Source organism: Streptococcus infantis (assembly GCF_047463635.1).
Classification (GTDB): domain Bacteria; phylum Bacillota; class Bacilli; order Lactobacillales; family Streptococcaceae; genus Streptococcus; species Streptococcus infantis_W.
The window spans coordinates 60533-73858 of sequence record NZ_JASHDL010000006.1 but is presented as its reverse complement, the minus strand read 5'-3'; the positions used below and the strand labels follow the sequence as shown (position 1 = coordinate 73858).

At 40.7% G+C, this 13326-nt stretch carries 13 protein-coding genes and 1 pseudogene; 5 read left to right on the top strand and 9 right to left on the bottom strand.

Going from position 1 to position 13326, the window contains the following annotated elements; translation table 11 throughout:
• The first annotated feature begins 212 nt into the window (after positions 1-212).
• Positions 213-1553: a sodium-dependent transporter gene (locus QM867_RS05235; protein WP_153225325.1), complete on the top strand. Its 1341-nt coding sequence runs from the start codon at positions 213-215 to the stop codon at positions 1551-1553.
• A gap of 40 nt (positions 1554-1593) precedes the next feature.
• Here the strand turns inward: QM867_RS05235 and manA are convergent, their stop codons facing one another.
• The 3 genes and pseudogenes from manA to QM867_RS05220 all read right to left on the bottom strand — a co-directional run bounded on the left by manA (position 1594) and on the right by QM867_RS05220 (position 3309).
• Positions 1594-2538, bottom strand: coding sequence for a mannose-6-phosphate isomerase, class I (gene manA / locus QM867_RS05230; protein WP_153225294.1), 945 nt, complete (start codon positions 2536-2538; stop codon positions 1594-1596).
• Positions 2539-2658: 120 nt separating this feature from the next.
• A pseudogene (locus QM867_RS05225) lies at positions 2659-2814 on the bottom strand (family 1 glycosylhydrolase); the annotation flags it as partial.
• Between the two features lie 234 nt (positions 2815-3048).
• Positions 3049-3309 (bottom strand): SemiSWEET family transporter, encoded by a 261-nt coding sequence (locus tag QM867_RS05220; protein ID WP_025170330.1) that lies wholly within the window; start codon positions 3307-3309, stop codon positions 3049-3051.
• A gap of 322 nt (positions 3310-3631) precedes the next feature.
• On the opposite strand from QM867_RS05220, the gene QM867_RS05215 reads away from it, so the two are divergent.
• Positions 3632-3976 (top strand): lipopolysaccharide assembly LapA domain-containing protein, encoded by a 345-nt coding sequence (locus QM867_RS05215; RefSeq protein WP_049503129.1) that lies wholly within the window; start codon positions 3632-3634, stop codon positions 3974-3976.
• 177 nt (positions 3977-4153) lie between these two features.
• On the opposite strand, the gene QM867_RS05210 is transcribed toward QM867_RS05215, so the two are convergent.
• From QM867_RS05210 to lctO, 6 genes are all read right to left on the bottom strand, one after another.
• Positions 4154-4501 (bottom strand): VOC family protein, encoded by a 348-nt coding sequence (locus QM867_RS05210; protein WP_020901924.1) that lies wholly within the window; start codon positions 4499-4501, stop codon positions 4154-4156.
• A gap of 110 nt (positions 4502-4611) precedes the next feature.
• Positions 4612-6387, bottom strand: coding sequence for a pyruvate oxidase (spxB, locus tag QM867_RS05205; RefSeq protein ID WP_049503130.1), 1776 nt, complete (start codon positions 6385-6387; stop codon positions 4612-4614).
• A gap of 324 nt (positions 6388-6711) precedes the next feature.
• A complete protein-coding gene (locus QM867_RS05200; RefSeq protein WP_414315284.1) occupies positions 6712-8934 on the bottom strand; it encodes a heavy metal translocating P-type ATPase in 2223 nt (740 codons plus the stop codon).
• A gap of 9 nt (positions 8935-8943) precedes the next feature.
• The gene (locus tag QM867_RS05195; RefSeq protein WP_075232216.1) at positions 8944-9315 is read right to left on the bottom strand and encodes a cupredoxin domain-containing protein; all 372 of its coding nucleotides are present in this window, start codon (positions 9313-9315) and stop codon (positions 8944-8946) included.
• A gap of 10 nt (positions 9316-9325) precedes the next feature.
• Positions 9326-9721, bottom strand: a complete 396-nt coding sequence (locus QM867_RS05190; protein ID WP_075232217.1) for a CopY/TcrY family copper transport repressor — start codon at positions 9719-9721, stop codon at positions 9326-9328.
• Positions 9722-9889: 168 nt separating this feature from the next.
• A complete protein-coding gene (lctO, locus tag QM867_RS05185) occupies positions 9890-11026 on the bottom strand; it encodes an L-lactate oxidase (RefSeq protein ID WP_414315283.1) in 1137 nt (378 codons plus the stop codon).
• 217 nt (positions 11027-11243) lie between these two features.
• Between lctO and QM867_RS05180 the strand changes: the two genes are divergently transcribed.
• Genes QM867_RS05180 through QM867_RS05170 form a run of 3 tightly spaced genes read left to right on the top strand, consistent with a single transcriptional unit; the run spans position 11244 to position 13320 of the window.
• Positions 11244-11924, top strand: coding sequence for an amino acid ABC transporter permease (locus QM867_RS05180; RefSeq protein ID WP_000384100.1), 681 nt, complete (start codon positions 11244-11246; stop codon positions 11922-11924).
• Positions 11884-12561, top strand: coding sequence for an amino acid ABC transporter permease (locus QM867_RS05175; RefSeq protein WP_075232219.1), 678 nt, complete (start codon positions 11884-11886; stop codon positions 12559-12561). The genes QM867_RS05180 and QM867_RS05175 overlap by 41 nt, the downstream gene beginning before the upstream one ends.
• Positions 12562-13320: an amino acid ABC transporter ATP-binding protein gene (locus QM867_RS05170; RefSeq protein WP_004252334.1), complete on the top strand. Its 759-nt coding sequence runs from the start codon at positions 12562-12564 to the stop codon at positions 13318-13320.
• Positions 13321-13326: the final 6 nt, after the last annotated feature.

Here is a 13326-nt window from a genome sequence, read left to right as displayed (position 1 = left end):
ATAGTATATACCCTCCCCTTTGAGGAGAGTCAAGTATTTTATCATATTTTTTATAAAAACATGAAAATCGCTTTCTTGACAGACTTGAAAAATCATGATAGGATAATCAAGTCTATCAATCAAAGAATAAGCTCAAAAGAGCAATTGAGAGAAGGCTATTTGACAACTCAAGTAGCCTTTTCTTATTTTAAACAATAGATCGGAGTTTAACGATGTCTGAAAAATCGCAATGGGGCTCAAAACTGGGCTTTATCCTTGCATCTGCTGGTTCTGCTATTGGTCTTGGGGCCGTTTGGAAATTCCCTTATATGACCGCTGCTAATGGTGGAGGAGGATTTTTACTGGTCTTTCTCATCTCGACACTATTGATTGGTTTCCCACTTTTGCTTGCTGAATTCGCCCTTGGTCGGAGCGCTGGCGTGTCAGCAATCAAAACCTTTGGAAAATTGGGCAATAACAAGAACTACAATTTTATCGGTTGGATCGGTGCCTTTGCCCTTTTCATCCTCTTATCCTTTTACAGTGTTATTGGGGGATGGGTTTTAGTCTATCTAGGTATCGCTATTGCTAAAGCCTTCCAAGTTGGGATTAGCAGTGATTATGCCCAGCTCTTCACAGACATTATTTCAAATCCATGGATTGCCCTTGGTTCCCAAGCCCTCTTTATCTTCCTCAACATCTTTATCGTATCTAAGGGAGTTCAAAAAGGAATTGAAAGAGCATCGAAAGTTATGATGCCCCTGCTCTTTATCATCTTTGTCATTATCATCGGGCGCTCTCTCAGCTTGCCTAATGCCATGGAAGGTGTGGTTTACTTCCTCAAACCTGACTTTTCAAAACTGACAAGCGCCGGACTCCTCTATGCTCTGGGGCAATCTTTCTTTGCATTATCGCTCGGTGTTACTGCTATGTTGACCTATGCTTCTTACTTAGATAAGAAAACCAATCTGGTCCAATCAGGTATGTCCATCGTTGCCATGAACATCTCTGTATCCATCATGGCAGGATTAGCCATTTTCCCAGCTATGTCAGCCTTTAACATCCAGTCTGAAGGTGGTCCAAGTCTTCTCTTTATCGTCTTGCCACAACTCTTTGACAAGATGCCTTTTGGAAGTATTTTCTATATTCTCTTTCTCTTGCTCTTCCTCTTTGCGACGGTCACTTCTTCTGTCGTGATGCTGGAAATCAATGTAGGCAACATCACCAACCAAGACAATCGCAAACGTGCTAAGTGGAGTATGATTTTAGGGGTTTTGACTTTTGTATTTGGTATCCCTTCAGCCCTATCCTACGGTGTCATGGCAGACGTCCAAATCTTTGGAAAAACTTTCTTTGATGCTATGGATTTCTTGGTTTCCAACCTCCTTATGCCTTTCGGTGCTCTCTGCTTGTCCCTTTTTACAGGCTTTATCTTTAAAAAAGCACTCGCTATGGAGGAATTGCATCTTGATGAAACAGCATGGAAACAAGGACTTTTCCAAGTCTGGCTCTTCCTTCTTCGTTTCGTCATTCCAATCATCATCATCGTGGTCTTTATCGCCCAATTTATGTAATCAAAAAGGACTTGAGTAGTGAACTCAGGCCCTTTCTTTTTTATGGATGGCTAACAATTAATTCCAAATCTTGCCCTTCCAGAGTCCAAGCTTCAACATCACTCGGCAAGATAAAGTGACTACCTTTTTGGATTGGATAATCTTTTCCGTCTACAGTCAGTTTCCCTTGACCAGCCAAGACACTCAACAAGCTGTAATCAGCCGTCTTCTCAAATTCAACTTTTCCTGTGATTTCCCACTTGTAGACTGCGAAGAAATCATTAGAGACAAGTAAAGTTGAGCGTAAATCATCAGCTTTGACAGTCACAGGACGGCTATTTGCAGGCTCACCAATATTCAAGACATCGATAGATTTTTCAAGGTGTAGTTCACGCAAGTTTCCATTATCGTCCTTGCGGTCAAAGTCGTAGACGCGATAGGTGGTATCACTAGACTGTTGGGTTTCAAGAATCAAGATGCCTGCACCAATAGCATGCATGGTGCCACTTGGTACATAGAAGAAATCTCCAGCCTTAACTGGTACTTTTGTCAACAGGTCATCCCAGTTCTTATCTTCGATTTGCTGACGGAGTTCTTCTTTTGACTTGGCATTATGCCCGTAGATAATCTCTGAACCTTCATCCGCAGAGATGATGTACCAACATTCTGTTTTTCCAAGTTCGCCTTCATGCTCTAGTCCATAAGCATCGTCTGGGTGAACTTGGACGCTAAGCCAGTCGTTAGCATCGAGTATTTTGGTCAAAAGTGGAAATACAGGTTCTGGACGGTTGCCAAACAATTCACGGTGTTCCGCATACAAAGTAGCTAGGTCTGTTCCCTCGTAGCGTCCATTTGCAACCTTTGAAACGCCATTTGGATGAGCTGAGATGGCCCAGTATTCTCCGATTTTTTCACTTGGGATGTCGTAACCAAACTCATCACGTAGCTTGGTACCTCCCCAAATTTTTTCTTGCATAACTGATTGTAAAAATAATGGTTCTGACATGTCAATCTCCTGTCTGATTTTTCTCCCCTCATTATAGCAAAAAAAGAGTTCGAATTGAACTCTTTTTCACATCTTATAAATTAGGGAGAAGATTTTATAAAAATAGTGAACAAATGTGCTCTACTCAATGCTTGCACCATTGCTGGCAATGACATCCTTGTACCAGTAGAAGGATTTCTTCTTGCTACGTTTGAGAGTCCCATTTCCTGCGTTATCTCGATCCACATAGATAAAGCCATAGCGCTTGTTCATTTCGCCTGTTCCAGCCGAAACCATCCGGAAAAGTCAGTTTTTCGGTCATAAGTCTACTCAACTTTCTTATTTGCTTGTTCATTTACTTATATTATAGCTCATTCTGAAACCTTTTCTTATAAAATACTGTGACATACTGATACTATTCTACTATTTAAGTTGATCAGATTGTTTTTTAAAAAATTATCCTCTCGAAAAAGCAAATAGCCTCCCCGGAAACAAAAAAAGAAGACTGAAAACTAGTCTCCTCTGTTCCTTTTAAATCAAAGCTGTGATAGCGGTTACTAGGCCAAAAATAATACCTGGTGCATTCGCTGCTGCAAGGGGGATATCTCTTTCTTTTTTGAAAAGACCGTAGTAGACCCATAGACTACAGTTGATCGCTGCAACCAAGGGCTCAATGAAATTTCCTTTTTGACCAGCCAGATTGTCCATGATTTGTGGGAAGTAAGACATATACATCATAACAGACATAAAGGTCGCTACCCAACCTAACATTTTCATTTGTTTTTCAGTTATTTTCAAAACCTATTTCATTTTTACTGAATCTTATTTTATAATCTTCTTTCAAAACAATCAAGACTTTGAAGCTTTTGTTATAAAGATGTAAACTATCACAATCTTGTGAGAAGAAAGAGGGAACAGAAAAAAGACTGGATTGCTCCGATCTGTTTAGTCAATCAAATATTAGAAAATGAATACTCCTTTTCAATGAATCGATTGATGGTAAATAAGCTGTTAGAAATTATTGACAGTATCGAAATTTTCTAGTAAAATGAATTTTGTTAATACCTAAATGGTGTGTAATTTTCTATCAACATAGTCAGGAGAAAAGGAACTTATGCTAAAAAAATTTAATGAATTGTCACTGAAAGATAAGGCTTATCTAATTGGCGGTTTGATCTTATTAGTCATTGTGATCTCCTTTGGTCTGCTCAATCGTCAAACAGTAACTGTCAGTCTTGTCTTTACACAACTATCTGCTCCCTTGATTTTGGTGATTTTTACTTGTCTAGTAATCGGGATCATTGTTGGTAGTGCTATTGGTTTTAGCTATCACCATGGCAAGACTCAAGAGCTGAAAAGCCGCATTGCTGAAGCAGAAACGACTATCCATAAAAAAGACAAGGAGCTTCTCCAGTACAAGGAACAGGTGCAACAATTAAAACAGGAAGCCAAACAATAAGTGTAGAAATCATAACCACCCGTCAGCGGGTGGTTTTTTGTCTCGCACCTAATGGAACGAGACGGACTGAAAATCGCATAACAGAAAAAAAACCGGATTGCTCCGATCTTTCAATAGTTCATATTCTCACATTCTGTTTTAAGAATAGTTAAGGTTATCTTCAAATGACTAAGCCCCTTATTTCATACGATAAAAATCAAGCACTAGACCAGCAGGACCTTTAACTAATAAGGACTCTGTTCCCCAATCCGTTTCACAAGGACCGTGTAAAATCTCGACACCTCTCTCTTTTAAACGTTGGTAATTCTGCTCTAGATCCTCAATCTCAATGTGAAGAATGATACCTGACTGAAAATCTTCCAAAGGAATCAAATGATTTTGGGACAACATTAGACAATGACTGCCAATCGTGAACTGAGCAAAGCCTTGATCAACATAATCTGCCTGTTTATCCAAAATACGCTCCAAGTCAGCACAGACTTGAGGAATACTTGAAACGATGATATCTAATTGATTTAAATTCATTAACTATCCTCCAGAAAAAGACCGGATTGCTCCGATCTTTTTAAGTTTCACTCTATGAAAATCAAAGAATAAATTCTACAAATTTAAAATTTGATTTTCGACGAGAGAAATTATTTAATTGCGCGTGATTGCAATCCTTCTTCTTCCAAGAAGAGGCGGAATGGTACGAGTTCTTCTGCTTCGTATTTTTCCTTGAAGGCTTTGATTGCTTCTTCTGAGTGTTGTTTTGGATCCAACTCAAGTACTTCTACTGGAAGTGGACGATGTGGAGTGATGTGAGCATCGATCACAACTGTCTTACCTTCTTTGTTGAGTTTAACAGCTTCTGCAACAACTGCATCGATGTCTTCGATACGGTTCACAGTGAATCCTACAGCACCTTGCGCTTCAGCGATTTTCGCATAGTCAGCATTAGGGAAGTCACAACCAAACAAGTGTTTGTTTGTGTCCTCGTATTTGTCCTTGATGAAGGCATATTTACCATTTGAGAAGACAACGTTGATAACTGGAAGGTCGTATTGAACGTTTGTGATAACGTCTGGGTAGCACATGTTGAATGCACCGTCACCCATGATGTTCCATACTTGGCGATCTGGATTGTCTTTCTTAGCAGCGATACCACCAGGAAGGGCAATACCCATTGTCGCAAAGAGTGGAGATGTGCGCCACATGTTCTTAGGTGTCATGTGAAGGTGACGAGTAGATGTTTGAGTAGTGTCACCTACGTCGATTGAGTAGATAGCGTCTTGATCAGCATGTTTGTTGATTGCATTGTAGACTTGGTACAATTGCAATTCACCCTCAGTTTTACCTTCGAGTTTGTTCATGTAATCACGCCAGTTTTGGTTGTTCTTCACGTTTGCACGCCACCATGGAGTAGACTCAACTGGGTTTACTTTATCAAGGATAGCTTTAGCTGCTTGACCTGCATCACCAAGGATAGAAGCGTCAAGAGCGTGACGTTTACCAAGTTTGTAAGGGTCGATATCCACTTGGATGAATTTTTCAGTGTTTTTGAATGCTTCGTAAACTTCAGCAAATGGGAAGTTTGAACCAAGGAAAAGAACTGTGTCTGCTTCAAAGACCACTTCGTTGGCTGGCTTCCAACCAACACGGTAAGCAGAACCTGTCAAACCTTCGTAGTTCCATTCGAAAGCTTCAAAGTTTTTACCAGTTGTGATGATTGGTGCTTTGATTTTACGTGACAATTCAGTGATCACTTCACCAGCTTTAACACCACCGTAACCAGCGTAGATCACTGGGCGTTCAGCGTTGTTCAAAATTTCAACAGCTTTATCAATTTCAACTTCGTTCAAAGCAGGAGCGATGAATGAACGTTCGTATGAACCTGAACCGTAGTATGAGTTTTCGTCGATTTCTTGGAAACCGAAGTTTACTGGGATTTCAACAACAGCTGGACCTTTTTTAGAAACTGCAGCACGGCAAGCTTCGTCGATTACTTTTGGCAATTGCTCAGCGTAAGCTACACGTTTGTTGTATACAGCGATACCGTTGTACATTGGGTTTTGGTTCAATTCTTGGAAAGCATCCATGTTCAATTCGTTAACTGGACGTGATCCAAGGATCGCTAGGAATGGAGTGTTATCCATAGCTGCATCGTAAACACCGTTAATCAAGTGAGTCGCACCTGGACCACCTGAACCAACTGCAACCCCGATTGAGCCGCCGAATTTAGCTTGCATAACCGCTGCAAGAGCACCTGTTTCTTCGTGACGAACTTGCAAGAAACGGATATCTTTGTCTTCAGCCAAAGCGTCCATCAATGAGCTGAGTGTTCCTGATGGGATACCGTAGATAGTATCTACGCCCCATGTTTTCAATACGTTGAGCATTGCTGCAGATGCAGTAATTTTCCCTTGAGTCATAATGATAACTCTCCTTCAAAATAATTTCATATATTTACAAAAAACGCTTTTATATGTTATTTGAAAACGATTCAGTAAATTTACAATCCTAATTTATCACATTTGATTTTAGATTTCTAAGTATATGCTCAGAAACTTTCATTCTCTATTACAGTACAGATTGAAAACGTTTTGAAAATCTGTTTTAGAATAGCAAAAAAGCGGTTAAAACCGCCTTTTTATACTCAATGAAAATCAAAGAGCAAACTAGGAAGCTAGCCGCAGGCTGTACTTGAGTACGGCAAGGTGAAGCTGACGTGGTTTGAATTTGATTTTCGAAGAGTATTAATCGACTTTAGTAAAATTAAGCATCAGAGAGCTGATTAAAACAGATACTGAACTAAAGGCCATGGCCAATCCTGCAAGTTCTGGATTGAGTACCAAACCAAGACCAGAAAACACTCCTGCTGCAATCGGAATACCAATGAGGTTATAGATAGAAGCCCAGAAAAGATTGAGTAGAATACGATTAAAGGTCTTCTTACTCATATCAAAAGCACGTGCCAATCCTAGTAAATTGTTGGTTGTAAGGACAAGATCTGCTGATTCAATGGCAATATCTGTCCCAGAGCCCATGGCAATTCCGACATCCGCTACACTGAGGGCCGGCGCATCATTGATACCATCTCCAACAAAGGCCAATTTGCCATTCTTTTGAAGCTTGTGAATTTCATGTGCCTTTTCCTCTGGCAAGACATTTGCGATCACTTCTTCGATTCCAATTTGCTCTGCAATCGCATGGGCTACTCCAGCATTATCTCCAGTAAGCATAACCGTTCTAAGACCACGTTTTTTCAATTTAGCAATAGCTTCTCGAGCATTTTCCTTAGGGACATCCTGCAAGGCAATTAAGCCTTTTAACTGACCATCTACGGATAGGAAGACAACTGTTTTTGCTTCTTTCTCAAGCAAATCAAATCGTTCTTGATAATCATGTGGAATAGCAAGGTCAGCTAAGAGCTTAGCATTCCCAAGCAAGACTTGTTTACCATTAATAATCCCAGTCACACCTTTTCCATGCAAGGCTTGGAAGTTTTCCACTGGGTAAAGGCTAATTCCTAGTTCAGATGCACGATTAACAATAGCTTGAGCTAGCGGGTGTTGAGATACATCTTCCAGTGAAGCAGCCAAACTTAGCACTTCTCTTTCATCACCAATAACATCTGTCACTACTGGCTTCCCTTCGGTCAAGGTTCCTGTCTTATCAAAAACAACCGTTTGGACCTTTTGGATTTCCTGTAAAACTGTACCATTTTTGAGAAGAATCCCCATCTTGGCACTTCGTCCTGTTCCAACCATGAGTGCTGTCGGTGTCGCGAGTCCTAGTGCACAAGGACAGGCAATTATCAAAACAGCAACTCCGTAGAGAAGTGACGTCACAAAGCTTTCTCCTAGGAAAACAAACCAGATCCAAAAAGTAAGAAGTCCTAAAATGACAACTGCTGGTACAAAAATCCCAGAAATCTTGTCTGTCAAATCTTGAATAGGAGCACGACTCGTTTGCGCTTTCTTCACAAAGTCCACAATCTGAGCCAGCATAGTCTCAGAACCAACTTTTTCAGCTTTAAAAATGATCGTACCACTATTATTGATAGTTGACCCAATAACAGCATCTCCAACTGATTTATCGACTGGAATACTTTCCCCAGTCACCATTGATTCATCAATACTCGTTTCACCTTCTAACACGGTCCCATCAACGGCAATTTTTTCACCTGGTCGAACGCGAATGAGATCCCCAACTTTGACTTGTTCTAGAGGGATTTGAACATAAACATCATCACGCAAAACCTCTGCTGTTTTTGCTTGTAGGTCTAATAATTTTTCGACTGCCTGTGAAGTATTTTTTCGCATTTTTTCCTCAAAAACTGCTCCCAAAAGAATGAAGAAGAGGATAAATGCAGCACTTTCAAAGTAAACGGGCAGACCAGTGAAGAGGGCAACTAAGCTATAGAAATAGGCCACTAGGGTTCCCAGAGCAACCAAGGTATCCATGTTGGAATTGTGCTTTTTAAAACTAGCCCAGGCGCTTCTGATATATGGAACTCCAGCTACCAGCATAATGGGTGTTGTGGCTAAAAAGGTGCCCCAACGCATGACTTGGTGACTAATTCCTCCTGTAGACATCCCAATCATGAGAATCACAAGAGGCACAGTAAAGATACTAGTAATCCAAAAACGCTGTAAAAGACTGAGAGACTTTTTAGTTTTTTCAACAACGGTGTAGGTCCCCTTTTGCATCTTCATGCCGCATGAAAATTCATGCTCGCCCAAGTCTTGAGGCGTAAAGCGAATGACTTTTTCCTCGTCTTGAGCGATTGGTTCTAGGATTCCTTCTTCTTCGAAGAGAATCTCCTTATAGCAGTTTGATGGTGTCACACGGTGAAAGGTAATCTCAGCAGGAATCCCTTTTTGCAGTTGAATGTGGGCTGGATGGTAGCCTTTGTCTGCCGTGATACGGATTTTTTGAACACCATTTTCAAGACTTGCTTTTACAATTTCAGTCATATCATTCTCCTATTCTACAATCATCTTACCGTGCATCATATTCATGCCACAAGAGAAACCATACTCACCTGCTTCTTCAGGAGTGATTTCAACCACATATTGGTCTCCCATAGGCAGATTTGCATGCACTCCAAAGTCTGGAAAAACGATTTGGTCCAAGCAAGGTGAAGGATCTTTTCGATCGAAAATAATGCGAGCAGGTTGCGATTTTTTTAGAATAATAGTTCCTGGAGTATATCCCCCCATGACTTCCACTCGAATTTCTTGATAGCCATTCTTTTGTTGAGCTCTCTTACCGTCTTCTTGAGGTTTTTTGAAAAACCAAAAGAGGATAAAAGCAATCAATCCTAGAACAATAATAGATACAAATAGATTTAACATAGCGTCTCCTTTACATACAATTACATCTTACTTCTGTTACAGCACTTGCTTTTTTCTTTGAAATTACTTCTTCCAAGCCTTCCAAGTCAGCTAGGGTAAAGTCACATTCTTCAATCAAATCAGCTAGCAAGAGCTTTATTCTTCGAGAACAAAGCTTGTCTTTGATATCCTGAACCATTAAGCCCTTACTATCATCTAGCGTTAAAAGGGACGAATAGACAAAGGACTTGCCCTGTTTTTCCCGAGTCAAACATTCTTTCTCTACCAGACGGGCTAAGAGTGTCTGGATCGTGGATTTAGACCAGCTAAACCTTTTCTCTAATACTTTTATGAGATCAGTACTAGTCTGTTCTCCCTGCATCCAGATAATCTTCATGACCTGCCATTCTGCATCCGAAATCTGCATCAGCACACCTCCAAAATCTACATTTGTCAATTACAATTATCAGTATACTCTTAAAATCTACATTTGTCAACTATAAAATTCAAATTTTTCTCTTTTTTTAAAATCTTTATGACAAAAGTGATTAAATATATGCAAAAACCTCCACATCAAGTGGAGGCAAGCTTTTTATCAATACAATTTCAAATCACGAGGATCAACTGGGAAGGTTGGGTTGTATGGGTTGTGACGGAGTTTGAAGTGTTTGACATCTTCAATAGTCTGAGTTCCAGACAACTGCATGACTGTCTTCAATTCCGCATTCAAGTGTTCAAAGACTTGGCGTACACCGACACTACCACCAAGGGCCAAGCCATAGATAACAGGGCGACCAATAGCTACCAAGTCTGCTCCCGAAGCCAAGGCTTTAAAGATGTGTTGACCACGACGAATACCTGAGTCAAAGACGATTGGTACGCGTTTGTCAACTGCTTCTGCTACTTCTTGAAGTGAGTCAAAGGCAGCTGGTCCACCGTCGATTTGGCGACCACCGTGGTTGGTTACCCAGATACCAGAAGCTCCTGCAGCAAGCGAACGTTCAACGTCCTCACGGCATTGTGGTCCTTTGACATAAACAGGAAGTCCTGAGTATTCAGCGATAAATTCTACGTCACGTGGAGACAAGCGTTGTTTAGCTGATTTGTAAACAAAGTCCATTGATTTACCAGCACCTTCTGGCAGGTATTCTTCAACAATCGGCATGCCAACTGGGAAGACAAAACCATTACGCTTATCAACCTCACGATTGCCCCCTACAGTAGCATCTGCTGTCAAGACAATCGCTTTATAACCTTCAGCCTTCACACGGTCCATGATATGGCGGTTGATTCCGTCGTCTTTACTAAAGTAAAATTGGAACCAGTGAGGTGTCCCTTGAAGGGCTTCTGTAATTTCTGGAAGATCTACAGTAGAGTAAGAGCTGGTTGTATAAAGAGAACCAAACTCATGTACACCACGCGCAGTAGCTACTTCACCTTGTTCATTTGCCAATTTATGAGCCGCAACAGGCGCCATAATGATTGGTGAAGACAATTTTTCACCTGCAAATTCAATCTCTGTACTTGGATTTTCCACATCACAAAGCGTATGCGGAACGATGAGTTTGTGGTTAAAGGCACGGATGTTCTCCCGTAAAGTAAAGGTATCTTCTGCTCCACTAGCGATATAGCCAAATGCTGCTTTAGGAATAACTTGTTGCGCCATGGGCTCTAAATCATAGGTATTGATGAAATCTACATGACCTTCTGCATTGCTTGTTTTATATGACATAAAATATCCTCCTTAATAAGTAAGCGCTTACTTTGTATATTACAAAAACATCTTAACTCTTTTTTCAAAACTTTTCAAATATTTTGTTTGGAAATTTCAGAAATTTTATGTCTATGATAAAAAATCCTTATAACGGCAATAAAAAATACATATTATCCAAAGCTCTCTTTTAATGCTACAATAACTGTATCATTTTTCTAGATGGGAGGTTCTACTTTTGGATTGGTCCATTGTTGAACAATATCTACCACTCTATCAAAAGGCATTCTTTCTGACCTTGCATATTGCAGTTTGGGGAATTCTAGGTTCTTTTTTGCTGGGGCTCATCGTCAGTGTCATCCGGCATTACCGCCTTCCTGTTTTTTCCCAGTTGGCAACAGCCTATATCGAACTTTCACGAAATACACCCCTTTTGATACAACTTTTCTTTCTCTACTTCGGCCTACCTAGAATAGGGATTGTTCTTTCTTCAGAAGTCTGTGCAACAGTCGGGCTCATCTTTTTAGGTGGTTCCTACATGGCAGAATCCTTCCGAAGCGGGCTAGAAGCAGTCAGTCAAACCCAGCATGAAATCGGTTTAGCCATTGGGCTTACTCCATTTCAGGTTTTTCGCTACGTGGTTCTGCCACAAGCGACAGCGGTTGCTCTACCATCCTTTAGTGCCAATGTTATTTTCCTCATAAAGGAAACATCTGTCTTCTCAGCAGTTGCCCTTGCTGACCTTATGTATGTTGCTAAGGATTTGATAGGACTCTACTATGAGACAGATATTGCGTTAGCTATGTTGGTGGTTGCTTACCTTATCATGCTTCTACCTATTTCGCTAGTCTTTAGTTGGATAGAAAGGAGGCTCCGTCATGCAGGATTCGGGAATGCAAGTACTCTTTCAGGGAAATAATCTCCTGAGAATCTTACAGGGATTGGGCGTCACGATTGGTATTTCTATCCTGTCTGTCCTCTTATCCATGATTTTCGGAACGGTGATGGGAATTATCATGACTTCTCATTCTAGAGTGATTCGCTTCTTGACACGCTTATATCTAGAATTTATCCGTATCATGCCGCAGCTAGTGCTCCTTTTCATCGTTTACTTTGGCTTGGCTCGAAACTTTAATATCAATATCTCTGGTGAGGCTTCTGCTATTATCGTTTTCACTCTTTGGGGAACAGCTGAGATGGGGGACTTGGTTCGTGGTGCCATCACTTCCCTTCCCAAACATCAGTTTGAGAGTGGGCAGGCGCTTGGCTTAACTAAAGTGCAACTCTACTACCATATCATTATCCCTCAAGTTTTGAGAAGGCTTCTACCGCAAGCCATCAATCTTGTCACTCGTATGATTAAAACAACTTCCTTGGTTGTTTTGATTGGGGTTGTTGAAGTTACCAAGGTTGGACAACAAATCATTGATAGCAATCGCTTAACCATCCCAACCGCTTCCTTTTGGATTTACGGAACCATCCTAGTCTTATATTTCGCAGTTTGCTTCCCTATTTCCAAACTATCTACTCATCTAGAAAAACATTGGAGGAACTAAATGTCTGAAACTATTTTAGAAATCAAGGAACTAAAAAAATCCTTCGGAGACAATCCTATCCTCCAAGGACTTTCTTTAGATATTAAAAAGGGGGAAGTGGTCGTCATCCTAGGACCATCTGGCTGTGGGAAAAGTACCCTTCTTCGCTGTCTCAATGGTTTAGAAAGTATTCAAGGAGGAGATATCCTGCTGGATGGCCAGTCCATCGTTGAAAATAAAAAAGATTTTCACCTGGTTCGCCAAAAGATTGGTATGGTCTTTCAAAGTTATGAACTCTTTCCTCACTTGGATGTCCTTCAAAACCTCATCCTAGGCCCTATCAAGGCTCAAGGGAGAGACAAAAAAGAGGTTACTGAAGAAGCTCTACAACTACTGGAACGAGTTGGACTTCTAGACAAAAAACATAGCTTCGCTCGTCAATTATCTGGTGGACAAAAGCAACGGGTTGCGATCGTCCGTGCCCTGCTCATGCATCCAGAAATTATCCTCTTTGACGAAGTAACTGCTTCACTGGATCCAGAAATGGTGCGTGAGGTTCTAGAACTCATCAATGACTTGGCCCAAGAAGGTCGTACCATGATTTTGGTAACCCATGAAATGCAGTTTGCCCAAGCCATTGCGGACCGCATTATCTTTCTAGACCAAGGAAAAATTGCTGAAGAAGGAACTGCTCAAGAATTCTTCACAAATCCACAAACCAAACGAGCACAAGAATTTTTAAACGTCTTTGACTTTAGCCAGTTTGGCTCATATCTATAATCAATA